The organism is Burkholderia sp. Ac-20353, from assembly GCF_017104785.1.
GTDB lineage: Bacteria > Pseudomonadota > Gammaproteobacteria > Burkholderiales > Burkholderiaceae > Burkholderia.
This window is the reverse complement of the sequence record NZ_JAAGPL010000094.1, coordinates 1-25741: the sequence shown is the minus strand read 5'-3', so window position 1 is coordinate 25741 and position 25741 is coordinate 1. Positions and strand designations below refer to the sequence as shown.

Sequence of the window (25741 nt, the reverse complement as noted above, 5' to 3'; positions counted from 1 at the left end):
TGTTACGGGGATGAAACACGGGTCGGGTTCGTTGCCTCGCCGTTGCCGGACTGTTGCCTCAGTCCGCGTTGCCGGCCGGATCGGGGAGGATCAGCCGGTCTGGCGCGCACGAGCGCGATCGCCGCGACACCGCGTAACACAGGATGCCCGGCACGACGATGCGAAACATCGACCCCGCCTAGCGCATCGATCCACGGCCCCGAATTAACGGGAGAGTGTCGCCTAAGGATGCTCTTCACAACGGCGCTTTTCGAACGGAAACACCTGATACGCCGTCGGCGGCATGATTTGCCGGACTGCGAGTCCACATGCCGGGAAGCGCGAGGTATTCAATCGCCGAAGACGATCGCCGTCGAGCGCTCATTTCGGTATCAGTTCGCGAGCCAGCGTCTTGCCGAATACAGGTTGCCCAGCGCGAACAACGCCACGATCTGGGCCGTGTTCTTCGCTAGTCCCCTATATCGTGTATTCACGTAGCCGAATTGCCGTTTGATGACCCGGAACGGATTGTCCACGCATGCGCGTACCAGGTTCCAATGCAGTTCCCTCCTCTCTCTCCTCATAGAGCTCCTGGCTGTACTCGGTCAAGCGCCGATCGAGGGTCGTCGTAGGTGTAGCCCGTTTCCAGGCGTTCGTTTCGGCGGCGGCGTAGAGCTTCAAATCGAATTTTTCGCGACCATACGTCCCATTGCATTACTTCATGGAAATGGCATGAATCGAGAGAGACAAGCTAGGGTTCGGATTGTGTATAAAAGTCCTTATAACATGTTGGCGTGATCGAACCATGAACCTAAGGCAGTCCCTAAAGGAAAATCTATCTGCGCCATCAAACAAGACAAGCTCGGGCGTCACGCAGACGCAATTGAACGACATCGCCAAGCTGCTCAATGGACGCCCTCGCAAGACGCCCGCTTGGAAAACGCCCGAGGAAGCCATGGCCATGGAACTGGCAGCCGCGGGATTAGCAAAACGTTGCACTTGAATCTAGAAACCGCCCACTTGAATGCAGCCGGGAATTCGATGGTTGTGAGAGGTGCCCATCAAGCGCCTGGCAATGCTCCTGAGAAATGGGGTAGATACGTTCTACAAGAGGCGGCCGTCAACTAGACAACGAGCGCATCAAGAGTACATGGCAGTCACTAAGCGCTGCATTTCGTCTGCCGACACGACCTTCTTGTGCGTGGCGATGGTCCAAGTGTTGCCGAATGGATCCATTATGCGTCCCTCTCGCGAACCAAAGAACATGTCATTTACCGGGCTCAGTTCCGTGGCGCCCTCCTTCAAGGCCTGCGCGAAGGTGGCATCCGAGTCGCTCACATAGATCTGCGCCAGTAGCGGCTGTTCCGGCCATCCATCCATCGCCTCGCCCAAATTAATGCGCGAGTCGCCGATTTGCAGTTCGCAATGAACTACCTTACCATTCGGCGCGGTTAAACGCAGAATCTCTTCGGCGGCGAAGACTTTTTTGTAGAAAGTCACTGCATCGGCCACGTTGCTGACGATGGTGTTTGGCGTGATGGTGTGAAATCCTTCGGGTTTTTCGCACTTGGTCATTTGTTTCTCCTGGGTTGAAAAGTATTGCTGGATCAGCAATTTGAACCATGATGCAAATTAAATACATCATGCGACACCTAATACTAATGTACTCCTGGTCCTTGCCATAGATGCTCCCGAGGACTGAGCACCGACAACAGGCCGGTCGAGGTTGAGTGGATCGCGCTCAGTCGATATGGACGTGCATGGACGTCAGCAGCATCGAGCGTGAAGTTGAAGCGGGACTTTGTATATGGGAGCAATTCGAAACATTGGGCATAAACGGTCCGACTTGTACGAAATTCATTCTGCTCAAGACGGAACGCAGGGCAATCGCATGAAATGTCACAAACGGAGAACGGCAGCGCAGTAGGTATCACTGGCACCCGCCCTGAGCCGTCCGCTCTTGATACCGACCTTGGCAGTCTTATCTGCTCGAGCCAGCTTACAAGCAAACGGAAGCACCCTTTAGCCACTTACGCATTTCATGCGATTGCCCCGCTGGTTCACCACGCGCGAGCCAATGACCCTGGAAGCGTGACTTGTGTAGTCGATGACGGCTCGGATTTTCAAACCCGACGCCGTTTCCCGATAAGATGGGGCCATTCCGTCCCCGTCATCCCTCCGTGACCATGACCACCCCGCTCCACGCCCGCAACCCGATCCACTGCGAAATCGACCTCGACGCACCCGGCAAGCACGCCGGCTACCTGCGCCTGCCGCATTCGGTGCACCGTTCCGCATATGGCTGGCTGCCGATTCCGATTGCGTCGATCCGCAACGGCGACGGCCCGGTCGCGCTCGTGATGGCCGGCAACCACGGCGACGAGTACGAAGGCCAGATCATCGTGTCGCAGCTGATCCGCGAGATCGAGCCGGAGATGATCACCGGGCAACTGATCCTGCTGCCGATGGCGAACTTCCCGGCGGCCGATGCGGGCTTGCGCGTGTCGCCGCTCGACGACGGCAACCTGAACCGCAGCTTCCCCGGCGACCCGGCCGGCACGCCGACGCAGATGATCGCCCACTACATCGAGCACGCGCTGCTGTCGCGCGCGCAGTACCTCGTGGACCTGCATTCGGGCGGCAGCTCGCTGCTCTATCACGGCGGCAACATGCTCGCGATCGATCCGCTCGACGCCGACGAAGCCGCACGGCTTAACGCGCTGCTGCTGGCGTTCGGGCTGCCGAACGCGCTGCTGCACGCGCCGAATCCCGTGCATTCGGCGTCGGCCGCGCGCCGGCAAGGCGCGATCTCTATCGTGACGGAACTCGGCGGCGCCGGGATGGCCGATCCGGCGTTGATCCGGCTCGGCCGCCACGGCCTGCTCCATTACCTCGGCTTCATCGGCCTGCTGCACGGCGCGCTCTTGCCCGATGCGCCGCCGGCCGTCACGCGCTTCATGCGCGTCGACGGCGACCGTCACTTCGTCTATGCCTACGAGCGCGGCCTGTACGAACCGCTCGCCGAACTCGGCGACCAGGTGCGCGCCGGGCAGCCGGCCGCGTGGATCCACTTTCCCGACACACCGCTGCGCGAGCCCGTGCTGTGCCGCTTCAAGGGCGATGGCGAAGTCGTCTGCAAGCGCGTGCCCGCGCAGGTGCAGCGCGGCGACTGCCTGTTCCAGCTCGCGGAGCCGAGCGCCGCGCCGGTCTGACCCATCCCGGTGCGCGCAATGCGCACCGCACCGCGCGTGAAAGTCTTTTGACGCGCGCGACGAAATCCTTATCGAAATTGCTTCGTTCGCCTTTGTCGATCGCGGCGCTAACGTAGTCGAAACCGCAGCGGCCGCCTGCCTGTGCCTCGGAACCGGCTTGCTCCGCTGCTGAATCGACAATCGCGCCGCGATAACGGACCGGCCTTCCGCCGGAGCCCGGACATGGACATCCGTGTCGCGCGCCACTCGCGACGCCCATGGCCATGACCGACCGCATCATCGACACGACGCCGCTCGACGTCCGCGCGCAACCGCTGATCGACGCGCTGATCGACGAATACGCGACCCGCTACGACGCATACCGCCCCGACAGCCTCACGTCCGCCCGCGCAGAGCTCTCGCGCTATCCGGCCGAACGGTTCGCGCCGCCGGAGGGCGCGTTCGTGCTGCTGCTGCGCGACGGCGAGACGATCGGCGGCGGCGCGTTCAAGCGCTACGACGCGCAGACGGCCGAGCTGAAGCGCATCTGGACGCGCGCGGACCTGCGCCGCCAGGGCCTCGCGCGGCGCGTCGTCGCGGCGCTGGAAGCGCGCGCCGCGCAGCTGGGCTATCGCCGCCTCTACCTGACGACGGGCTTTCGCCAGCCCGAGGCGTGGGCGCTGTACGACGGCACGGGCTACACGCGTCTGTTCGATTCGTCGATCGATCCCGAACTGTATGTGCACTTGCCGTTCGGCAAGGACCTCGTTGAGCGCTCGCGCACCGCGACGCTTGCCGATCTGTGGGCACCCGAGCCGGCAGTGCCGCGCTGAACGGGCATGCCGCCTTCGACACCCTTCCCCCGCATCTTCCCCGCATCGGACAGACAGGACGCTTTCATGCAACGAGCCGCACCTATCGCTACCTACGCGCTGCGCACGCTTGCCGCCGCGCTGATCGGCATCACGGCCTTCGCCGCGACCGCCGCGACGTTCGACCTGAGCCCCGAGCAGCGCGGCCGCCCGCGCGGAAGCGCGGATCCGGCCGTCGAGCGCGCGGTGCCGGCCGCGTTCAAGTTCGCCGAGCCGGGCACGTTCACGATCGGTATCTCGCCGAGCCTGCCGCCGATCAGCTCGTACGCGACCGACGCGCGCACGGTCGTCGGCTTCGATGCAGACATCGGCCAGCTCGTCGCGGACAGCCTCGGCCGCAAGCTGAAGATCGTCGCGCTCGCATGGCCCGACTGGCCGCTCGCGCTCGAGTCGGGCAAGGTCGACGCCGTGCTGTCGAACGTGACGGTCACCGAAGAGCGCAAGCAGAAGTTCGATTTCTCCAGTTACCGCAAGGATCAGGTCGGCTTCTACGTGCGCAACGACAGCAAGATCACCGCGATTCGCGAGCCGAAGGACGTCGCGGGGCTGCGCATCGTGACCGACGCGGGCACCAACCAGGAAAAGATCCTGCTCGCGTGGGACCGCGAGAACGTCGCGCACGGGCTCAAGCCGGTCGCGGTCCAGTACTACGACGACCAGGCGATGCGGGTCGTCGCCGTGCAGTCGGGCCGCGCCGACGCGGTGTTCAGCGTGAATTCGGTGCTCGCGTACCAGAGCGCGCAACAGGGCAAGACCCGGCTCGTCGGCGCGATCAGCGGCGGCTGGCCGCGCACGGCCGATATCGCGATCGCGACGCGCAAGGGCAGCGGCCTCGCCGGGCCGCTGACGCTCGCGCTGAACGGGCTGATCACGAATGGCCGCTATCGGCAGGTGCTCGACCGCTGGAATCTTGGTTCCGAGGCGATCGACGAGGCACGCACCAATCCGCCGGGCCTGCCGAAGTCCTGATGACCGGCAGCCGGATTCCCGACATCCCTCTGAAAACCACACACGAGACGCCCATGACCCGACGATCGATCACTTTCGGCCTGATGCTGCAAGGCGCGGGCAGCCACATGAACGCATGGCGGCATCCGAGCAACCCGCCGGACGCGAGCATCAACCTCGACTTCATCACGCGCATCGCGCGCAAGGCGGAGGACCACGGCATCGCGTTCGCGTTCGTCGCGGACGGCCTCTACATCAACGACAAGTCGATCCCGCATTTCCTGAACCGCTTCGAGCCGCTGACGGTGCTGTCCGCGCTCGCGGCCGCGACACACAAGATCGGGCTCGCAGGCACGATCTCGACGTCGTACAGCGAGCCGTTCACGGTCGCGCGCCAGCTCGCGTCGCTCGACGTGATCAGCGGCGGGCGCGCGGGCTGGAACGTCGTGACGACGCCGCTCGAAGGCACCGCGAAGAACTTCGGCAAGGTGCATCCCGAGCACGCGCAGCGCTACGAGATTGCCGACGAATACCTGAGCGTCGTGCAGGGGCTGTGGGACAGCTGGGACGACGACGCGTTCGTCCGCGATCGCGCGAGCGGCCGGTTCTTCGCGCGCGACGGGCTGCATACGCTCGATCACCACGGCCGCTTCTTCCAGGTCGCGGGGCCGCTGAACATCCAGCGCTCGCCGCAGGGGCAGCCGGTGATCTTCCAGGCCGGCTCGTCGGATGCGGGAATCGGGCTCGCGGGCAAGTACGCGGACGCGGTGTTCACGCATTCGCCGTCGCTCGACGAGACACACGCGTTCACGCAGCGCGTGAAGCAGAGCGCGGTCGAGCACGGCCGCCGCGCCGACGACGTGAAGATCTTCCCGGGCATCGGGCCGATCGTCGGGCGCACGGCTGCCGAGGCCGAAGACAAGTACCAGGCGATTCGCAACCTGCTGACGATCGACGAGGCGCTTGCGTATCTCGGCCGCTTCTTCGATCACCATGACTTCACGCAATACGCGCTCGACGCGCCGTTCCCCGAGCTCGGCGACATCGGCCGCAACAGCTTCCGCTCGACCACCGACCGGATCAAGGCCGATGCGGCGCAACACCGGTGGACGCTGCGCGAAACCGCGCTCGAAGTCGCGACGCCGCGGCCGAACTTCATCGGCACGGCCGCGCACGTGGCCGACGAGCTCGTCCGCTGGATCGACGCGGGCGCGGCCGACGGCTTCATCCTCGGTTTCCCGGTGCAGGCGCAGGGCGTCGACGATTTCGTCGAACTCGTGATTCCTGAACTCGAAGCGCGCGGCCGGTATAGCCGCGACCTGCCAGGCAGCACGCTGCGCGATCACCTCGGCCTGCCACGCAAGGCGAGCCGCTACGCGTCGGCCGACCCGGCGCGCGAGACAGTCGCCGAAGCGCAGGCCTGAGCGCCAATCTGCTGCTTATCCGCCGCCGACCGCCGCCTAGCCGCTGCCGAACGTGGCTGATCGGCGCGCGGCGCACCGACCGATTCGAGGACCTGCATCGTCATGAGCGACACCACCCATCTCGGCGGCGCGCTGCCGCCGCTCTCTTCCCCCGCCGCGCGCGACGCCGGCGCGCGCCTGCGGATCGTGCCGGTCCGGCACCGTTCGGCCACGGCCGGCACCGCGTTCGCGGTCGTGCTGATCGCGCTCGCGCTGTACTCGATCCTCGGCAACCCGCAGTGGGGCTGGCCGGTCTTCGCCGAATGGTTCTTCTCGCCGCCGGTGCTGTCCGGGCTCGCGCGCACGCTGCTGCTGACCGTGCTCGGCGCGCTGTTCGGGCTCGTGCTCGGCGCGTTCGTCGCGCTCGCGCGACTGTCGCGGTCGCGCGTGCTGGCGGCGAGTGCATGGACGTTCATCTGGCTGTTCCGTTCGATTCCGCTGATCGTGCTGCTGCTGATCCTGAACAATCTCGGCTATCTGTATGAGCATGTTCGGCTCGGCGTGCCGTTCTCCGACATCACGTTCTTCGACGTGCCGACGACTGAGCTGATCAGCCCGTTCTTCGCGGCCGTGCTCGGCCTGACGCTGAACTATGCGGCGTTCTCGGCCGAAGTGATCCGCGGCGGCATCCTCGCGGTCGACCAGGGGCAGCTCGAGGCAGCGGCGGCGCTCGGCCTGCCGCGCGGCCGCCAGACGGTCCGGATCGTGCTGCCGCAGGCGATGCGTGCAATCCTGCCGACCGCGTTCAACGACCTGATCTCGCTCGCGAAAGGCACATCGATGGTGTACGTGCTCGCGATGCCCGAGCTGTTCTATACGGTGCAGGTGATCTACCGCCGCAATCTCGAGGTGATTCCGCTGCTGATGGTCGCGACCGTCTGGTATCTGATCATCCTCACCGTGCTGTCGGCGATCCAGGTGCAGGTCGAGCGGCACTATGCGCGCGGCGCACTGCGCAATCCGCCGCCGTCCGCCCTCACCTTCGCGCTCGCGCGCGCCAGTGCGCTATGGCGGCGGGTACGGGCACGCCACGCCATCGACGCGACGGCCACGCCTGACCTCGACGCCGTCGCACCGCGCCGCGGCGGCGAAGTGGTCGTGCACGGCATCTCGAAGCAGTTCGGCGCGCAGCGCGTGCTCGATCACGTGTCGTTCGTCGCGCCGCGCGGCAGCGTGACGGTGATCGTCGGGCCGTCGGGCTCCGGCAAGTCGACGCTGCTGCGCACGATCAACCATCTGGAGCGCGTCGACAACGGCTTCATCGACATCGATGGCGAGCTGATCGGCTACCGGCGCGATGGCGACGTGCTGTACGAACTGAAGGAACGCGACGTGCTGAAGCGCCGCACCGAAGTCGGCATGGTGTTCCAGAACTTCAACCTGTTCCCGCACCTGACCGTGCTCGACAACCTGGTCGAGGCGCCCGTCGCCGTCGGCGGCGCAACGCGCGACGCGGCCGAACGCGCCGCGCGCACACTGCTCGCGCGCGTCGGGCTCGCCGACAAGGCCGACGCGTATCCGCGCCAGCTGTCTGGCGGCCAGCAGCAGCGCGTCGCGATCGCGCGGGCGCTCGCGTTGCGGCCGAAGGTGCTGCTGTTCGACGAGCCGACATCGGCGCTCGATCCGGAGCTCGTCAACGAGGTGCTCGACGTGATCAAGGAACTCGCCCGCTCCGGCACGACGCTCGTGATCGTCACGCACGAGATCGGCTTCGCGCGCGAGGTCGCGGACAACGTGTTGTTCATGGAGCAAGGGCGCGTCGTCGAGGCGGGGCCGCCTGCCGTCGTGCTCGATGCGCCGACGCATCCGCGCACGCGCGCGTTCCTGTCGCGGGTGCTGTGACGTCCGTGCGCGCGTCCGGCGCACCCCAAACGAGCGATTCGAACCGATGATCGACCGACGCCTGTTCATCACGGCCGCACTGGCCGCTACGACCGGCCTGCCGTTTCGAGCGGTGCTTGCCGCCGCACCGGTGGCGGATCTCGACCCGCGCCAGGCGGGCCGCGTGCGCGCACCGCAGGATCCGGCTGCGATCCATGCGGCGAGCGGCTATCGCTGGGTGCGCGACGGCGCATTGACGGTCGCGATCTCGCCGCATGCGCCGCCGGTGTCGACCTACGCGACGGACGCCCGCACGGTGGTGGGCGCCGATCCCGACTATGCGCAGCTCGTGGCCGACGCGCTCGGCCGCAAGCTCGAGCTGGTGCCGATCGCATGGGCCGACTGGCCGCTCGGGCTCAGTTCCGGCAAGTACGACGCGGTGATCTCGAACGTCGGTGTGACCGAAAAGCGCAAGGAAAAATACGATTTCACGACGTACCGGCTCGGGCTGCACGGGTTCTACGTGCGCAACGCGAGCCCGATCGTGAGGATCGCCGAGCCGAAGGATGTCGCCGGGCTGCGGATCATCACCGGCGCGGGAACGAGCCAGGAGCGGATCCTGCTCGAATGGAGCCGCCGCAACGTCGCGCAGGGGCTGAAGGCGACCGAGCTGCAGTATTTCGACGACGAAGCGGCCGCGCGCATTGCGCTGCTGTCCGGGCGCGCCGACGCGGAGCTGAACCCGAATGCGGCGCTCGCCTACGAGGCGGCACGCGAGGGCAAGCTGCGCCGCGTCGGGATCGTCAACGCGGGCTGGCCCGCGAACGCGGACGTCGCGATCGCGACGCGCAAGGGCAGCGGGCTCGCCGCCGCGCTGACGCTCGCGACCAATACGCTGATCGGCAACGGTCGTTACGGACAGGCGCTCGCGCGCTGGGGATTGCAGAGCGAGGCCGTGGTGCGCGCTGAGACGAATCCGCCGGGGTTGCCGGCGTTCTGACTCACGCCGCCTGCGCTTCGCCGAACGATTCGAGCGTTTACTCGACAGGTATTTCGTGCGCGAAATAGTTTTCGGGCTATATTTCGCATGCGAAACATCCCTTGGACCGAGAGCGCGATGACAACCCAATCGATCGAGTTTTCCGCCGCCGACGGCTATCCGTTGCGCGGCACGCTGTGGCTGCCGGACGCCGAACCGTCCGCGCTGGTGCTGATCCATCCGGCGACCGCCGTGCCGGAACGCTTGTACGCAGGGTTCGCGCGCTACCTGGCCGACCGCGGCTTTGCTGCGCTGACCTACAACTATCGCGGCATCGACGCGTCGCGTCCCGCGCGGCTCGCCCGCCTGCGCGCGCGGATGCGCGACTGGGTCGACCTCGATGTCGAGGCCGCGACAGCGTGGGCACGCGGTGCGTTTGCCGGCGTGCCGCTGCTTGCGGTCGGCCACAGCGTCGGCGGCCACGCGATAGGCCTGAGCGCGGGGACGCGTCATCTTCAGGCGGCGGTGCTCGTCGCGTCGCACGCGGGCAGCACGCGGCTGATCGCACAGGCGGCCGAACGCCTGAAGGTGCGGCTGATCCTGCGCGTGCTGGGCCCGCTGACCTCCGCGCTGCTCGGCTACGTGCCCGGCAAGCGGCTCGGTCTGGGCGAGGATCTGCCGGCCGGCGTGTTCCGCGAATGGAGCGGCTGGACGGCGCTGCCGCGCTACTTCTTCGACGATCCGACGCTCGGCGCGGCCGAGCGGTTCGCGAAGCAACGGCTGCCGATTCTAGCGCTCGGCTTCGACGACGACCCGTGGGCGAACCCGGCCGCGATCGACCTGCTGGTAAGCTATCTGACGCATGCAACGGTCGAGCGCCGCCAGGTCGATCCGCGCGCCGCGGGCAGCGGGCCGGTCGGGCACATGGGCTTTTTCCGCAGCCGTCCCGGCACGGTGCTGTGGCCGGCCGTCGCGGACTGGCTCGCGCAGGCGCTCAACGGGCCGCGTGACGGGCCGAACAACGCATGCGCGCCCTCCACCACCACTCCAGCCGGGAACCGAGCTTGAGCGACGAACGACGACTGTTTTTCCTGCTGAACCTCGGCCAGCGGCGCGTGCAGCGCTGGGTCGACCGCAAGGCCGAGACCGACGCGCGCGCGAGCGCCGCGCAGGCCGGCGTGCTGTTCTATCTCGCGAAGCAGGACGGCGCATTGATCGGCGAAGTCGGCGCGGCGCTGCAGCTCGCGCCGTCCGCGATGACGGGCCTCGCCGACCGGATGGCGCGGGCGGGCCTCCTCACGCGTCACTACGATTCGGACGACGGGCGCGCGACCCGGCTGTTCCTGACCGACGACGGCCACGCGGCGCTGAAGAAGGCGCGCGTGCTGCTGCGGGAATTGAACGACAGGCTGTGCGACGGGTTTTCCGACGAGGAACTGGACGTCGTCGCGCGTTGGCTCGGTGCGTTGCAACAGCGGTTTCCGGCCGAGCGCTGAACGAAGCACGCGAGCGGACGCAGTGCGTTGACGCGATGTCCGTGTCGGCGCGGATTGGTGTCCCGCAAATTTTTCCGGTTGCCGACGCGCGATCCGGCAACGCTTGCCGGCTACGTCCTGTTACAAAAAATACCTGCTGCCGCAGGGTTTTGTTCACCTACATTGCAATCCGTTTCGACGCATTCGTCGTATCGAGCAGACCGGGGGTGCCCGCCGGATGACCATGACGCGCGGGTTCCAAGAAGCAAGAATCAACAGGAGTCTTGACCGATGCGCTGGCGGACCCCAGCGAAGGCGGATTGCGATGGCTGAAGCGGCGATCTGAACGACGTGCGCTGGCGCGCGATGCCGCTGCGCGAGCGCCTTGCGTTCACGTTCCGTGCGCGTGCCTGCACGCGGCTCGTCGCCGCGTGACGGCGCGCGCCGGCACGCGATGCCGAAGCCTGTCAGGCCACTGCTTCCGCATGTCACCGAGGAGCAGTCCATGCGACGCACTACCCTGCCTCATCCGTTCGTTACCCGACTGACCGTCGCCGCCGCGCTCGCGTTTGCGACCGCCGCGCACGCGGACCCGTTGCGTGTGTCCGGGCCGAGCCCGTTCGCCGCCTGCACGATCGGCGGCCCCGGCACGGTCTACGTGAACGCCGAGGTCGAACCGTGGCTTGCGGTCAACCCGTCCAACCCGTCGAACATGATCGGCGTGTGGCAGCAGGATCGCTGGTCGAACGGCGGCGCGCACGGCCTCGTCGCGGGCTACTCGTTCGACGGCGGCGCGACCTGGGCGCAGACGCCGCAACCGTTCAGCGCATGCGCGCCGGGCGGGCTGGCTTACGAGCGCGCGTCCGACCCGTGGGTGTCGATCGGGCCGGACGGCACCGCGTATTCGGTATCGATCTCGTTCAATCAGTCGAACAACAGCAATGCGGTCGCGGCATCGGTGTCGACCAACGGCGGCCAGACGTGGAGCAGCCCGACGCTGCTGATCGCGAACAACGAGCCGACGACGCAGTTCTTCAACGACAAGGAATCCGTGACCGCGAACCCGGTGAAGGCCGGCACCGCGTATGCGGTGTGGGACCGCCTCGAATTGCCGAACGGCAATCCGTACGCGAACCTGCACACGCAGGCATACCGCGGGCCGACGTTGTTCTCGAAGACGACCGACGGTGGCAACACGTGGAGCGCGCCGCGGGTGATCGTGAACGTGCCGTCGCGGCAGCAGACGATCGGCAACCAGATCGTCGTCGATCCGAAAAGCGGGACGCTGTACGATTTCTTCGACCTGATCCAGCCGCCATTCAGCCAGGCCGCGGGCAAGGTCGCATTCATCAAGTCGACCGACGACGGCGCGACCTGGACGAAACCGCAGGTGATCGCCGGGCTGCAGACGGCGGGTGTGACCGATCCGAACACGGGCGAGCCGGTGCGCACGGGCGACATCATTCCGGAACCCGCGATCGATCGGGCATCCGGTCAGCTTTATGTCGTCTGGCAGGACGCGCGTTTCAACGGCGGTAAATACGACGAGATCGCGCTGTCGACGTCGACCGACGGCGGCGCGACGTGGAGCGCGCCGCTGCAGGTGAACACGCCGACCGGGCGGCCGGCGTTCAACCCGTCGGTGCGCGTCGACAACACGGGCGCGGTGATGGTCACCCACTACGACTTCCGCGACCTGCTGGCCGGCAACACGACCACGCTGCCGACCGGCTTCTGGCGCAAGATCTCGCATGACGGCGGCAAGTCGTTCGCTGACGAGCGACGCGTCGGCGGGCCGTTCGACCTGAAGGTCGCGCCGTATGCCGAGGGCTTCTTCATCGGCGATTACCAGGGGCTCGACGTGATGCCGGCGTCGTCGTTCCATCCGTTCTTCATCCAGACCAACCCGGGCAATCTCGCGAACCGCACCGACGTGTTCTTCGCGCAGTGACGGGTGAACCGGCCGTCTGACGGGCGGCCGGTCCGCGTCCGCGTGAGGTTCTCGCGCCGACGCCATCCCCTTCCGTTGTCGTGCCACGCGCATTCCCCTTGCCGCGTCTCGTGCATGCCGGCGGGCTGCGACTGCCGAGTGTCGCGCGTGTGTCAAGCGAGTAAACGCTCGAAACGCCCTTCCCTCCGCCTGATCCAGATCAATGGCGACCGCCGGAATCATCGGATATAACTGAGCGCGTTCCGGCGGCCGGGCACGCATTGGTCATGCGCGCCCGGCCATCACCGCACGCTATAACCATGGCGACGTCATGCACGTACGCCAGCTCATTCCGAGGAATTCCATGCGCCACGTTGCGCTCCCCGACCCGCCGCCTGCCCGTGCGCGCGCCGCGCTTGCGCGGGCTGCGTGCGTTGCAGTCGCGCTGGGGTGCGGCGGACTGCTGTCGGGTTGCCTGTCGCTCGCGCCGCACTATGCGCGTCCGGCGCAGCCTGTTCCTGCCGCTTATCCGGTGAACCCGGTGAATCCGGCGAATCCGGCAAGCAAGGCCGACGATACGTCGCGCGCCGCAGCCGTGCCCGACTGGCACACCTACTTCACGGACGCGCGGTTGCGCACGCTGATCGATCAGGCGCTCGCAAACAACCGCGATCTGCGCGCAGCGGCCGCACGGGTCGAGCAGGCGCGCGCGGTATACGGCATCCGCCGCGCGGATCAATGGCCGGCGATCAACGCCGGCGCCGCGTATGCGCGGTTTCGCGCGCCCGGCGGCCTGCTGTCGCCCACGCCGTTCATCGGCCAGCTCTACGACGTGCAGCTCGCGGAAACGCAATGGGAGATCGACGTCTGGGGCCGCGTGCGCAATCTGAAGGACGCGGCGCTCGAGCGGTATCTCGCGAGCGATGCGGTTCGCCGCGCGGCGACGCTCAGCCTGGTCACGCAGGTGGCCGACGCGTACCTCGGCGTTTGCGCGCTCGACGAACGCATCGCGCTGACGCGTGCGACAGTCGACAGCCGGCGCGACTCATTGCGGATTTTCCGGCGGCGCTACGAGGAAGGCGCGATCTCGCGACTGGACCTGACGCAAACGGAAATCCTGCTGCAGCAGGCCGAATCCCTCGCCGCGCAACTCGGCCAGGCGCGCGCGGCCGCCGCCGATGCGCTGACGCTGCTCGTCGGCGCGCCCCCCGCACTGCCCGCCGCGCCGCTCACGCTCGACGACGAGGCCGTGACGCCGGCGCTTGCACCCGGGCTGCCGTCCGACCTGCTCGAAAACCGTCCGGACGTGATCGCGGCCGAGCACCAGTTGCGTGCCGCGCACGCGAACATCGGCGCGGCGCGCGCGGCGTTCTTCCCGCGCATCGCGCTGACCAGTGCGATCGGTTCGGGTAGCAGCGAGCTGCACAACCTGTTCTCGTCCGGCACCGGCACCTGGAGTGTGATTCCGAATCTGGCGATGCCGGTTTTCGATGCCGGACGCAACCGCGCGAACCTCGCGTTGACGCAGGCGCAGCGCGACGAGGCGCTCGCGCAATACGAAAAGACCGTGCAAAGCGCGTTCCGCGACGTGTCCGATGCGCTTGCGGCACGCGACTGGCTGGCCGAGCAACTGCGCGTCGAGCGCGCGACGCTCGCGTCGCAGTCCGAACGCGCGCGGCTCGCGAAGCTGCGCTACGACAGCGGCGCGGTGCGCTTTCTCGAAGTGCTCGACGCGCAGCGCGACCTGCTGAATGCCGAGCAGCAGCTCGTGCAGACGCGCCGCGCGCTGCTGTCGAGCCGCGTCGCGCTGTATGGCGCACTCGGCGGCGCCACGCAGGCCGGCGGCAGCGATGCAGCGGTGTCCTTGTCTCACGATTCGACCGACTTGAGTTCCTCACAATGAAAATGCCCGACCGCCAACACCTGATCGTGATCGCCGCCGCGGTAGTCGCGCTCGGCGCCGCCTTCTACGGCTGGACGCGCTGGCGCGACGGCCAGGCCGATGCGGGGCTCGCAAGCGGCAACGGCCGCATCGAGGCAACCGAGATCGATGTCGCGACCAAGCTCCCGGGGCGCGTCAGCGCGATGCTGGTCGACGAAGGCGATTTCGTGAAGGCCGGCCAGCCGCTCGCGAACATGGACGTGCTCGTGCTGCACGCGCAGCTCGACGAGGCGCGCGCGAAACAGCAGCAGGCGCTGAACACGGCCGCGAGCGTCGACGCGCAAGTCGCGCAGCGCCGCAGCGACAAGGCGGCGGCCGAGGCCGCCGTCGTGCAGCGCGAAAGCGAGCTGGATGCGGCGCGGCGGCGGCTCGCGCGCTCCGAGACGCTGTCGCGCGAAGGCGCGTCGTCGATGCAGGAGCTGGACGACGATCGCGCCCGCGCCCGCAGCATGGAGGCGACCGTGCGGGCGGCCCGCGCGCAAGTCGAAGCCGCACAGGCCGCGATCGATGCGACGAAGGCGCAGCTCGTGGCCGCCCGCTCGGGCATCGAGGCCGCGCAGGCGACCGTCGCGCGGGTACAGGCCGATATCTCCGACAGCGAGCTGACGTCGCCGCGTGACGGCCGCGTGCAGTATCGCGTGGCCGAGGCCGGCGAGGTGCTGCCGGCGGGCGGCAAGGTGCTCAATGTGGTCGACCTGTCCGACGTCTATATGACGTTTTTCCTGCCGGAGACCGTCGTCGGCAAGGTACCGCTCGGCGCCGACGTGCGCATCGTGCTCGATGCCGCGCCGCAGTACGTGATTCCCGCGCGGGTGTCGTTCGTGTCGAGCACCGCGCAGTTCACGCCGAAGACGGTGGAGACGGCCAACGAACGGCAGAAGCTGATGTTCCGCGTGAAGGCGCGCATCGACCGTGACCTGCTGCAGCGCCATCTCCGGCTCGTGAAGACCGGGCTGCCGGGCGTCGCGTGGCTGAAGGTCGATCCGCACGCGAGCTGGCCGGACGCGCTCGCGGTCAAGGTGCCGCAGTGACGCCCGAGCAGGACGCCACCGGCCTGGTCGAGCGTGCGCCGGCCCCGACCGGCAGCGCCGACGGCGTCGACAGGTATGTCGTGCGCCTGTCCGGCGTGACACTGCGCTATGGCGCGGCGTGCGCGCTCGACGGCGTGACGCTCGCGATCCCTGCCGGGCGCATGATCGGTTTGATCGGCCCGGACGGTGTCGGCAAGTCGAGCCTGCTCGCGCTCGTGTCGGGCGCGCGGGCGATCCAGCAAGGACAGGTCAGCGCGCTCGGCGGCGACATGGCGTCGGCCGCGCACCGCAACCGCGTCTGCGGCCGCATCGCGTACATGCCGCAAGGCCTCGGCAGGAACCTGTACGCGACGCTGTCGGTCGAGGAAAACCTGCAGTTCTTCGCGCGTCTGTTCGGCCACGACGCGGCCGAGCGGCGGCGCCGGATCGACAGCCTGACGCGCAGCACGGGCCTCGATCCGTTCCTCGACCGCCCCGCGGGCAAGCTGTCGGGCGGCATGAAGCAGAAGCTCGGCCTGTGCTGCGCGCTGATCCACGATCCCGACCTGCTGATCCTCGACGAGCCGACGACCGGCGTCGATCCGCTTGCCCGCGCGCAGTTCTGGGAGCTGATCGGCCGGATTCGCGCGGCGCGCCCGTCGATGAGCGTGCTGGTCGCGACCGCGTACATGGACGAGGCGCAGCGCTTCGACTGGCTGATCGCGATGGACGCCGGCCGCGTGCTGGCCACCGGCACGCCCGCCGAGCTGCTCGCGCGCACGGGCTGCGACCGGCTGGAGTCGGCCTTTGTCGCGCTGCTGCCGGACGAGCGGCGGCTCGGCTACGTGCCGGTTCAGGTCACGCCGCTGCAGGCGGACGACGCGGCCGGCTATGCGATCGAGGCGCACGACCTGACGATGAGGTTTGGCGACTTCGTCGCGGTCGATCACGTGAGCTTCCAGATCCGGCGCGGCGAGATCTTCGGCTTTCTCGGCTCGAACGGCTGCGGCAAGTCGACGACGATGAAGATGCTGACCGGCCTGTTGCCCGCGACCGACGGCGACGCGAAGCTGTTCGGCCGGCCCGTCGCGGCCGGCGACATCAACACGCGCCGCCGGGTCGGCTACATGTCGCAGGGCTTCTCGCTGTACGGCGAGCTGACCGTGCGGCAGAACCTCGTGCTGCATGCGCGTCTGTTCGGTGTGCCGGACGCGGACGTGGCCGCGCGCGTGGCCGAGATGACCGCGCGCTTCGGCCTCGACGACGTGCTCGACGCGCTGCCCGAGCGTCTGCCGCTCGGCATCCGGCAACGGCTGTCGCTGGCGGTCGCGATGGTGCACAAGCCGGAGCTGCTGATTCTCGACGAGCCGACCTCCGGCGTCGATCCGGTCGCGCGCGACAACTTCTGGCGACTGATGATCGAACTGGCGCGGCGCGATCGCGTGACGATCTTCATCTCGACGCACTTCATGAACGAGGCCGAGCGCTGCGACCGGATTTCGCTGATGCATGCGGGCCGCGTGCTCGCGAGCGATACGCCGGCCGAGCTGGTGCGGCAACGCGGTGCGGGCACGCTGGAGGAAGCGTTCATCGGCTACCTCGTCGACGCGCAACGCACGGGCGACCCGCCGCAAGCCGCGCCGGACGATGCGGCATGGGATGCCGGCGAGCCGCCGCCTGCCGCCAGCCGGCCCGCGCCACGCTTCAGTCTCGCGCGCGCAGCCAGCTATACGTGGCGCGAAGTGCTGGAACTGCGCCGCGACCCGGTGCGGGCGACGCTCGCGCTGCTCGGCTCGCTCGTGCTGATGTGCGTGATCAGCATCGGCATCAGCCTCGACGTCGACAACCTCACGTTTGCGGTGCTGGACCGCGACCAGACGATGCTGAGCCAGGGCTATACGCAAAACGTCGCCGGTTCGCGCTACTTCGTGCAGCGCGCGCCGCTCACGGGCTACGACGACCTCGATCGCCGGATGCGCAGCGGGCAGCTGTCGCTCGCGATCGAGATTCCGCCGAATTTTTCGAGGGACGTCGCGCGTGGCCGACACGTGCAGATCGGCATGTGGGTCGACGGCGCGATGCCGCTGCGCGCGGAAACGATTCGCGGCTACGTGGCCGGCATGCACGAGAACTGGCTGCGCGACGAGGCGAAACATCGGCTCGGCGTGTCGCTCGCGGCGCCGGTCGAGATTGCGGTGCGCTATCGCTACAACCCGGACGTGAAGAGCCTGCCCGCGATGATCCCGGCGATCATGCCGATGCTGCTGCTGATGCTGCCGGCGATGCTGACCGCGCTCGCGGTCGTGCGCGAGCGCGAGCTCGGCTCGATCGTCAACCTGTACGTGACGCCCGTCACGCGTACCGAATTCCTGATCGGCAAGCAGGCGCCGTATATCGTGCTCGCGATGCTGAACTTCCTGCTGATGGTGGTGCTCGCCGATCTCGCGTTCGGCGTGCGGATCAAGGGCAGTTTCGCGACGCTGCTCATCGCCGTGCTGATCTTCAACGTGGTGGCGACCGGCGTCGGCCTGCTCGCGTCCACGTTCACGCGCAGCCAGATCGCCGCGATCTTCATGACGATCATCGGCACGCTGATCCCGGTCGTGCAGTTCTCCGGGCTGCTCACGCCGCTGTCGTCGCTCGAAGGCGTCGGCAAGGCAATCGGCACGCTCTATCCGGCCACCTACATGCTCGCGATCAGCCGCGGCGTGTACAACAAGGCGCTCGGCCTGACCGACCTGTGGTCGCAGTTCTGGCCGATGCTCGCGTCGGTGCCGGTCATCCTGGCCGCCACCGTCGCGCTGCTAAGAAAGCAGGAATCCTGACCATGCAGCGTCTGCTCACGATCTACCGGCTTGGCGTCAAGGAACTGTGGAGCCTCGCGCGCGACCCGATCATGCTCGTGCTGATCGTCTACACGTTCAGCGCGTCGATCTACGCGGCCGCCACCGCGCGGCCCGATACGCTGCACAAGGCGCCGATCGCGATCGTCGACGAGGACGCGTCGCCGCTGTCGGCGCGCGTCGCGTCGGCGTTCTTTCCGCCGCAGTTCACGCCGCCCGCGATGGTTGGCAGCGCGGCGGCCGATCGCGGCCTCGACGACGGCGACTACACGTTCGCGCTCGATATCCCGCCGAACTTCCAGCGCGACGTGCTGGCCGGACGCCACGCGACGATCCGGCTCGACGTCGACGCGACGCGGATGAGCCAGGCGTTTACCGGCAGCGGCTACGTGCAGCAGATCGTGTCGGGCGAGATCGATTCGTTCGTGCGCCGTTATCGCGGCGGCCCCGACCTGCCGGTCGATCTCGCGGTGCACATGCGCTTCAATCCGAATCTCGACGAGGTCTGGTTCGGCGCACTGATGGAAGTGATCAACAACGTCACGATGCTGTCGTTGATCCTCACGGGCGCCGCGCTGATCCGCGAGCGCGAGCACGGGACGATCGAGCACCTGCTCGTGATGCCCGTCACGCCCGCCGAGATCATGCTCGCGAAGGTCTGGTCGATGGGGCTCGTCGTGACGATTGCCGCGGTCGCGTCGCTCGTGTTCGTCGTGCGCGGCGCGCTGCAGGTGCCGATCCCGGGCTCACTCGGCCTGTTCGTCGCCGGCATGGCGCTGCACCTGTTCGCGACGACGTCGATGGGGATCTTTCTCGCAACGCTCGTGCGCAGCATGCCGCAGTTCGGGATGTTGCTCGTGCTGGTGCTGCTGCCGCTGCAACTGCTGTCCGGCGGGCTTACGCCGCGCGAGAGCATGCCCGCTGCCGTGCAGGACGTGATGCTGGCCGCGCCGACGACCCATTTCGTCGAGCTCGCGCAGCGCATCCTTTATCGAGGCGCGGGTCTCGACGCGGTATGGCCGCAGTTCGTGATCCTGTTTGCGATCGGGGGCGTGCTGTTCCTGCTGTCGCTGAAGCGGTTCCGCAAGACCATCGGGCAGATGGCGTGATGGCGTGATGGCGTGTCGCGCTTCGCCGCGCGACACGCCCCCGCTCATTGCATCTCGGTCAGCACGATGCGTCCGTCGACCTGGCCCGCGCGCAGCTTCGCGAACACGTCGTTGATGTTGCCGAGCCGGTCGCGGTGGCTCGCGAGCCACTGGCCGGGGCGCGTGTCGGTCACGCGAATGCCCTTGTGGACCGTCACACGCATCAACGGGACGCGCAGTGCAGGCGCGGCACGCGGTCGCGCAACGATACTTAAGCATCGACTTGACTTTCCGGTCAACACGTCATAACTTAAGTGAATGATTGAGTATTCGGAACAACTTGACAGAGCCTTTCACGCGCTCGCGGACGCGACGCGCCGGGGGATGCTCGAGCGCCTGTCGCGCGGGCCGGCGTCGGTGAGCGAGCTGGCCGAGCCTTACGGCACGTCCCTCGCCGCGATCCATCAGCACGTACAGGTGCTCGAGGCGAGCGGGCTCGTCGTCACGGAAAAGCGCGGACGCGTCCGCGAATGCCGGATCTCCGCCGAGGCGGTCCAGCGTGTCGAAAACTGGCTGAGCGAGCGTCGTCTCCTGTGGGAGAGCCGCTTCGATCGGCTTGGCAAACTGCTCGAAAACAGCGAATTCAAAGGAGACGACTGATGGCGGAAACCCCGTTTTTCCACGGCACCTTCACGCTGAGCCGCGTGTGGGCGGCCCGACCCGATCGCGTGTTCGCAGCTTGGGCCGATCCGGACCTCAAGGCTCAGTGGTTCACCGGCCCGGCTGAGCGCTGGACGCTGCAGCGCCGCTCGATGGATTTCCGGGTGGGCGGCGCCGAGGTGCTGGAAGGCCGCTTCGACGAAAGCGGCATGGTGACGCTGTTCGAGGCCCGCTATCACGTGATCGAGCCGGCCCGGCGCCTCGTCTATACCTACGATCTCCATCACTCCGGGTGCTTTCATTCGGTCACGCTGTCGAGCCTGGAACTCGAACCCCAGGAGGACGGCACGCGCGTGTCCTACACCGAACAGATCGTGTTCCTGGACGGCAAGGACGGCACCGCCGATCGCCGCCATGGGTCCGGACTCATGTACGACATGATCGAGACCGTCCTTCGATCCTCCGGAGCCCTTCAATGACGGTCGCACTTTACGGACACCCGTTCGCATCGTTCGTGTGGAAACCGCTGATCGCGCTCTACGAGCGCGAGGTGGCCTTCACGTTCCGGATCGTCGATCCCGATCATCCGGAAAACCAGGCGCGCATGGCTGCGCTGTCGCCTACCGGGCAATTTCCGGCGCTGGTCGACGGGGACACGGAGATCACGCAGAGCAACGCCGTGATCGAATATCTCGACCTGTTTCATGGCAACGGCACGCCGATGGTGCCGGCGGACCCGCGCGACGCGCTGGACGCGCGGATGATGGCCGACGTGTTCGACGACTACGTGAACGCGCCGATGCAGCGCATCGTCGGCGATGCATTGCGTGCTGACGACGAACGGGACCCGTGCGGGGTGGCCGACGCGCATGCGCTGCTGGAGCGCAGCTACGACTGGCTGGATGCGCGGCTGCAGGCGAAGGAATGGGCTGCGTGCGGCCGGTTCACGATTGCCGATTGCGCCGCCGCGCCCGCGCTGTTCTATGCGGACTGGGTGCATCCGATTCCCGAACGCCATGCCGCGCTCGCCGCGTACCGGGCGCGGCTGCTGTCCCGGCCGTCAGTGGCCCGCGTCGTCGACGACGCGCGGCCTTATCGGCGCTTCTTCCCGTTGGGCGCGCCCGAGCGCGACTAGCTGGTGGCGCGCATGCATGCGATAGCCGCCGGGAAGCCGGCCGGCTGAACACGGCGACGCGTGCATCGACGCGTCGATCAACCTGAAAGGAGCACGCATGGTCGTGACCTTGCGACGCGCGACCTCGGCCGATGCCGACGAACTGGCCGACCTGTACCTGCGGTCGCGAACGGAACTGGCATCGTATGCCCCTCTCGCGCACTCCGACGCTGCGGTGCGCGACTGGGTCGCCAACGTACTGGTTCCGTCAGGTGACGTCACGGTCGCGGTGGACCGCGACACGATCGTCGGCCTGGCCGCTCAATCCGAAGCCGACGGCATCGTCTGGCTCGATCAGTTGTATGTCTGCCCCAGCGTCAAGCGCCGGGGAATCGGCACGCTGCTGCTGAAGTCGGTGACGTCGCGCACCCGCCTTCCCGTCCAGCTGTACACGTTCGCGATGAACCGTACCGCCGCGGCCTTCTACGAACGGCACGCGTTTGTCGCGATCGCGCACCGCGACGCAAGCGCCAACGAGGAAGGCTGCCCCGACGTCTTGTATCGCTTGGCGCGGTGATCGCGTTTCGACCGCCCCCGCCGCAGCGGCGTGTTGTCATTTCGAAATGATATAACATATCATTTTGCCTGCGTGAGGCCTGCCGGGCTGCCAGCCAACCGGGCAGGCGCCGTCACGTCTCGTTTCGGCGGGTCATTGCGCGCTGCGAATGCAACAATATATCGTATCAAGTTCGCGCGCGCCGACTTCCGTTTGTTCCCATCCGACAACACCTGGACCATGCGCGACCACCCTCGTCACCTTCATCACCCGCTTCGCCCGCTCTCCCCGCTTTCCCTGATGCTGCTCGCCACCGTGGCGCACGGGCAGGCCAATACACCGCTTGTGTCACCCGCGACGCCCGTCCAGTCCGCCGACCGCCCGCTTGCACCGATCTTCGTGACCGCGAACCCGCTCGGCGACGCGCAACTGATCGCTCCGACCGCGCAACTGTCCGGCGACGCGCTGACGCGCCGTCAGGCCGATTCGCTCGGCGAGACGCTGAACGGCCTGCCCGGCGTGTCGACGACGACTTATGGCCCGATGGTCGGCCGCCCGATCATCCGCGGGATGGACGGCGACCGGATCCGGCTGCTGCAGAACGGCGTCGCCGCCTACGATGCGTCGTCGCTGTCGTACGACCACGCGGTGCCGCAGGATCCGCTGACGATCGAGCGCGTCGAGATCGTGCGCGGCCCGGCTGCGCTGCTGTACGGCGGCAATGCGGTCGGCGGCGTCGTCAACACGATCGACAACCGCATTCCGCGTGAAGCGATCGAAGGCGTGACGGGCGCGCTCGACGCGCGCTACGGCGGCGCGAACTCGGTGCGCGCAGGCGCCGCACAGGTCGAGGGCGGCAACGGCCGCTTCGCGTTCCACGTCGACGCATTCGATCGCGAGGCGAGCAAGCTGCGGATTCCCGGCTACGCGCACAGCGACGCGCAGCGCGCGCTCGACGGCCCCGACGCGCCGCAGCCGTACGGCAGCGTGCCGAACAGCGACGGCCGCGTGCACGGCGGCACGGTCGGTGCGTCGTACACGTGGGCGGACGGCTTCACGGGCCTGTCGTACAGCGGCTACGAGTCGAACTACGGCTCGGTCGCGGATGACAACGTGCGGCTGCGGATGCGCCAGGAACGCTTCGCGGTCGCGTCCGAGGTGCGCAACCTGCGCGGGCCGTTCTCGCAGCTGAAATTCGACTTCGCGTACACCGATTACCGGCACAAGGAAGTCGACAACGGCGAAACCGCGACGATGTTCCGCAATCGCGGCTATGAGGCGCGCATCGAGGCGCGGCATCGCAAGGTCGGCCCGTTCGAGGGTGCGCTCGGCGTGCAGTTCGGCCAGAACACGTTCTCGGCGCTCGGCGAAGAGACGCTCGTGCCGAGCACGCGCACGACGAGCGTCGCGCTGTTCGGCCTCGAGGAATGGCGGGTGTCGGATGCGCTGAAGCTGAGCGTCGGCGGGCGCTACGAACATGTGAAGCTGCAGCCCGATCCGGCGGGCGTCGAAAAGTTCGCGCTCGCGCAGCCGCGCGACTTCAACGCGGGCAGCGTGTCCGCAGGCGCGCTGTTCTCGCTGACCCCCGTGTGGTCGGTTGCCGCGAACGTCGCGTACACGGAGCGCGCGCCGACGTTCTACGAGCTGTATTCGAACGGCCCGCACGACGCGACCGGGCAGTTCCTGATCGGCAACCCGAACGCATCGAAGGAAAAGGCGGTGTCGACCGACCTGTCGCTGCGCTATGCGAGCGGCCCGAATCGCGGCAGCGTCGGCGTGTTCTACAACCGCTTCTCGAACTACCTGACCGAGTACAACACGGGCCGCGTCGTCGACGGCGACGGCGAGCCGGTCGCGCCCGGCACCGACGGCGCGCTCTACGAGGCGGTCTATCGCGGCGTGCGCGCCGAGTTCTACGGTGTCGAACTGGACGGCAAGTGGCGCGCGTTCGCGCGGCGCGGCCATACGGTCGATCTCGAACTGACCGCCGACTACACGCATGCGCGCAACGTCGACACGGGCCAGCCGCTGCCGCGCATCGCGCCGCTGCGCGCGACGCTCGCGGCCGACTACGGATACGGGCCGTTCGGCGCGCGCGCCCAGGTCACGCATGCATGGGCACAGCACCGCGTGCCGGACAACGACCTGCCGACTGCCGGCTACACGTCGCTCGGCGTGATGCTGACGTACAAGTTCCGGGTCGGCGCGACGCACTGGCTCGCGTACCTGCGTGGCGACAACCTGACGAACCAGGACATCCGCTACGCGAGCTCGGTCGTGCGCGGCTTCGCGCCGGAAGGCGGCCGCAGCGTGATGGCCGGTTTGCGCACGACGTTCTGACCGCGCGGTCCTGCCGACAGCGTTGGGGCGGCGGCCGCGTATGGTCGTGGCACCGCCCCACGGGCATCGCGGGCGCACGCGGTTCGCCGGGCACGCGCCGGTCGCCGGCTGCGCAATGGCGGCATTCAGCGTGACAGGTCTTCGAGCGCGACATCGCGCGTTCTTGGCCCGAGCAGCCCGATCGCCGCAATCACGATCGCCATGGCCGCCGAGATGAACACGAACACGCCGGGGACGCCGAATTCGCGCAGGCACCACGCGATCACGAACGACGAGAACATCGCGCTTACGCGGCTCCACGAGTAGACGAAACCGACCGCGCGGGCGCGGATGCTCGTCGGGAACAGCTCGGCCTGGTACGCGTGATAGCTGTACGAGATGATGTTGCCGGCCAGCACGAGGCACACGCCGAGGCTGACGAGCAGCACGGTCTCGCGCGCCTGGCTGAACAGCAGCCCGCATACGACGTTGAGCGCGGCCATCCCGATGATCACGGCCTTGCGCTCGAAGCGGTCGGCGATCAGCAAGCCGACGAGCGGCCCGATCGGTGCGGCGATCGCGATGATCGACGCGTACATCAGGCTCGTCGTCACCGTGATGCCCTGCCTGACGAGCAGCGTCGGCACCCAGTTCGCGAAGCCGTAATAGCCGACCGTCTGGAACACGTGGAAGATCACGAGCATCGCGACGCGCTTGCGATATGGCGGCACCAGCAGGTCGCGGAACGCGGCTTTCGCGCGCGCCGGCGCGGGTTCGGCGGGCAGCGGCAGCGGCTGCCCCGTGTCGCGCTGCACGCGCGCCTCGAGCCGCGCCATCACCGCGTCGGCCTGGTCGATTCGCCCTTGCTGCGCGAGCCAGCGCGGGCTTTCCGGCAGGCGGCGGCGGATGAACCATACGCCGATCGCGGCGACGACGCCGATCAGCACCACGCAGCGCCAGCCATCGAGCCCGAGCACCGTGCGTGGCACGAGCCCGTACGACAGGAACGCGACCGCCGGCACCGCGCAGAAGCCGACCGCCTGCGAGCAAGCGGACGCTCGGCCGCGGATGTGCTTCGGCACGAGTTCGGAGATATAGGTGCCGATCGTGACGATCTCGACGCCGATGCCGATTCCTGCGATGAATCGCCACAGATTCAGCCCGAACGCGGTGTCCTGGAATGCCATCACGATGTTGGCCGCCGTGTACCACAGCAGCGACCACGTGAAGATCGCGCGTCGGCCGAAGCGGTCGGCGAGAAAACCGCAGCACGCGGTGCCGATGAACAGCCCCGCAAACAGCGCGGCGATGAAGCTCGCGACGCCGCTCGTGCCGAACAGCCCGTGCGTGGTCGCGGTCAGCAGGCCGCTCCTGATCAGCCCCGGCGCGATGTAGCCGGAAAACATCAGGTCGTACACCTCGAAGAACAGCCCGAGGCTGAGCAGCATCACGAGCTGCCAGATCGTGCGCGTCGCCGGCAGCCGGTCGAGGCGTGCGGAAATGCGCGCGGCCGCGAGCCGCGTGTCGATGGGCTCCGCGCGCGCGCCGGCA

Annotated in this window: 21 protein-coding genes and 1 pseudogene; 18 read left to right on the top strand and 4 right to left on the bottom strand. The window is 67.6% G+C overall.

The window, feature by feature from the left end; translation table 11 throughout:
* Nucleotides 1-371: 371 nt before the first annotated feature.
* Nucleotides 372-527, bottom strand: a pseudogene (locus G3N94_RS24335) (IS5/IS1182 family transposase); the annotation flags it as partial.
* A gap of 592 nt (nucleotides 528-1119) precedes the next feature.
* Complete coding sequence (locus tag G3N94_RS24330; RefSeq protein ID WP_205795115.1) at nucleotides 1120-1554, bottom strand: VOC family protein; 435 nt, start codon at nucleotides 1552-1554, stop codon at nucleotides 1120-1122.
* 611 nt (nucleotides 1555-2165) lie between these two features.
* Here G3N94_RS24330 and G3N94_RS24325 point away from each other — a divergent pair.
* From G3N94_RS24325 to G3N94_RS24265, 13 genes are all read left to right on the top strand, one after another.
* On the top strand, nucleotides 2166-3191 hold the full coding sequence (locus tag G3N94_RS24325) for a succinylglutamate desuccinylase/aspartoacylase family protein (RefSeq protein ID WP_205795114.1): 1026 nt from the start codon (nucleotides 2166-2168) through the stop codon (nucleotides 3189-3191).
* A 257-nt stretch (nucleotides 3192-3448) separates the two neighbouring features.
* Nucleotides 3449-4003, top strand: a complete 555-nt coding sequence (locus G3N94_RS24320) for a GNAT family N-acetyltransferase (RefSeq protein ID WP_205795113.1) — start codon at nucleotides 3449-3451, stop codon at nucleotides 4001-4003.
* Between the two features lie 66 nt (nucleotides 4004-4069).
* Entirely contained in the window at nucleotides 4070-5011 is a 942-nt protein-coding gene (locus tag G3N94_RS24315; protein ID WP_205795112.1) for an ABC transporter substrate-binding protein, read from the top strand.
* Between the two features lie 53 nt (nucleotides 5012-5064).
* Nucleotides 5065-6414 carry an LLM class flavin-dependent oxidoreductase gene (locus G3N94_RS24310; protein WP_205795111.1) on the top strand — a complete coding sequence of 450 codons (1350 nt, stop codon included), beginning with the start codon at nucleotides 5065-5067 and terminating at the stop codon, nucleotides 6412-6414.
* A gap of 102 nt (nucleotides 6415-6516) precedes the next feature.
* Nucleotides 6517-8295: an amino acid ABC transporter permease/ATP-binding protein gene (locus tag G3N94_RS24305; RefSeq protein WP_205795110.1), complete on the top strand. Its 1779-nt coding sequence runs from the start codon at nucleotides 6517-6519 to the stop codon at nucleotides 8293-8295.
* 46 nt (nucleotides 8296-8341) lie between these two features.
* Nucleotides 8342-9274: an ABC transporter substrate-binding protein gene (locus tag G3N94_RS24300; protein WP_205795109.1), complete on the top strand. Its 933-nt coding sequence runs from the start codon at nucleotides 8342-8344 to the stop codon at nucleotides 9272-9274.
* Between the two features lie 117 nt (nucleotides 9275-9391).
* Nucleotides 9392-10321 carry an alpha/beta hydrolase gene (locus tag G3N94_RS24295; protein ID WP_205795108.1) on the top strand — a complete coding sequence of 310 codons (930 nt, stop codon included), beginning with the start codon at nucleotides 9392-9394 and terminating at the stop codon, nucleotides 10319-10321.
* Complete coding sequence (locus G3N94_RS24290) at nucleotides 10318-10749, top strand: MarR family transcriptional regulator (RefSeq protein ID WP_205795107.1); 432 nt, start codon at nucleotides 10318-10320, stop codon at nucleotides 10747-10749. Before G3N94_RS24295 ends, G3N94_RS24290 begins: the two co-directional genes overlap by 4 nt.
* Nucleotides 10750-11233: 484 nt before the next feature.
* Nucleotides 11234-12679 carry a sialidase family protein gene (locus G3N94_RS24285; RefSeq protein ID WP_205795106.1) on the top strand — a complete coding sequence of 482 codons (1446 nt, stop codon included), beginning with the start codon at nucleotides 11234-11236 and terminating at the stop codon, nucleotides 12677-12679.
* Nucleotides 12680-13022: 343 nt separating this feature from the next.
* Entirely contained in the window at nucleotides 13023-14561 is a 1539-nt protein-coding gene (locus tag G3N94_RS24280) for an efflux transporter outer membrane subunit (RefSeq protein ID WP_205795105.1), read from the top strand.
* Nucleotides 14558-15631 (top strand): HlyD family efflux transporter periplasmic adaptor subunit, encoded by a 1074-nt coding sequence (locus tag G3N94_RS24275; protein WP_205795104.1) that lies wholly within the window; start codon nucleotides 14558-14560, stop codon nucleotides 15629-15631. Before G3N94_RS24280 ends, G3N94_RS24275 begins: the two co-directional genes overlap by 4 nt.
* Before the next feature lie 23 nt (nucleotides 15632-15654).
* Nucleotides 15655-18435 carry a ribosome-associated ATPase/putative transporter RbbA gene (rbbA, locus tag G3N94_RS24270; protein WP_205795121.1) on the top strand — a complete coding sequence of 927 codons (2781 nt, stop codon included), beginning with the start codon at nucleotides 15655-15657 and terminating at the stop codon, nucleotides 18433-18435.
* A 2-nt stretch (nucleotides 18436-18437) separates the two neighbouring features.
* Nucleotides 18438-19562, top strand: a complete 1125-nt coding sequence (locus tag G3N94_RS24265) for an ABC transporter permease (RefSeq protein WP_205795103.1) — start codon at nucleotides 18438-18440, stop codon at nucleotides 19560-19562.
* Nucleotides 19563-19606: 44 nt separating this feature from the next.
* Here G3N94_RS24265 and G3N94_RS24260 read toward each other — a convergent pair whose 3' ends face one another.
* The gene (locus G3N94_RS24260; protein ID WP_205795102.1) at nucleotides 19607-19765 is read right to left on the bottom strand and encodes a hypothetical protein; all 159 of its coding nucleotides are present in this window, start codon (nucleotides 19763-19765) and stop codon (nucleotides 19607-19609) included.
* A 94-nt stretch (nucleotides 19766-19859) separates the two neighbouring features.
* Here G3N94_RS24260 and G3N94_RS24255 point away from each other — a divergent pair, with 94 nt between their 5' ends.
* The 5 genes from G3N94_RS24255 (at nucleotide 19860) to G3N94_RS24235 (ending at nucleotide 24211) form a co-directional block, all read left to right on the top strand.
* Entirely contained in the window at nucleotides 19860-20201 is a 342-nt protein-coding gene (locus G3N94_RS24255) for a metalloregulator ArsR/SmtB family transcription factor (RefSeq protein ID WP_205795101.1), read from the top strand.
* Complete coding sequence (locus G3N94_RS24250) at nucleotides 20201-20680, top strand: SRPBCC family protein (protein ID WP_205795100.1); 480 nt, start codon at nucleotides 20201-20203, stop codon at nucleotides 20678-20680. Before G3N94_RS24255 ends, G3N94_RS24250 begins: the two co-directional genes overlap by 1 nt.
* The gene (locus G3N94_RS24245) at nucleotides 20677-21336 is read left to right on the top strand and encodes a glutathione S-transferase family protein (protein WP_205795099.1); all 660 of its coding nucleotides are present in this window, start codon (nucleotides 20677-20679) and stop codon (nucleotides 21334-21336) included. Before G3N94_RS24250 ends, G3N94_RS24245 begins: the two co-directional genes overlap by 4 nt.
* A gap of 97 nt (nucleotides 21337-21433) precedes the next feature.
* Complete coding sequence (locus G3N94_RS24240; RefSeq protein WP_205795098.1) at nucleotides 21434-21892, top strand: GNAT family N-acetyltransferase; 459 nt, start codon at nucleotides 21434-21436, stop codon at nucleotides 21890-21892.
* A gap of 279 nt (nucleotides 21893-22171) precedes the next feature.
* Nucleotides 22172-24211, top strand: a complete 2040-nt coding sequence (locus tag G3N94_RS24235; RefSeq protein WP_205795097.1) for a TonB-dependent receptor — start codon at nucleotides 22172-22174, stop codon at nucleotides 24209-24211.
* Nucleotides 24212-24336: 125 nt separating this feature from the next.
* On the opposite strand, the gene G3N94_RS24230 is transcribed toward G3N94_RS24235, so the two are convergent.
* Nucleotides 24337-25719 carry an MFS transporter gene (locus G3N94_RS24230; protein WP_205795120.1) on the bottom strand — a complete coding sequence of 461 codons (1383 nt, stop codon included), beginning with the start codon at nucleotides 25717-25719 and terminating at the stop codon, nucleotides 24337-24339.
* Nucleotides 25720-25741: the final 22 nt, after the last annotated feature.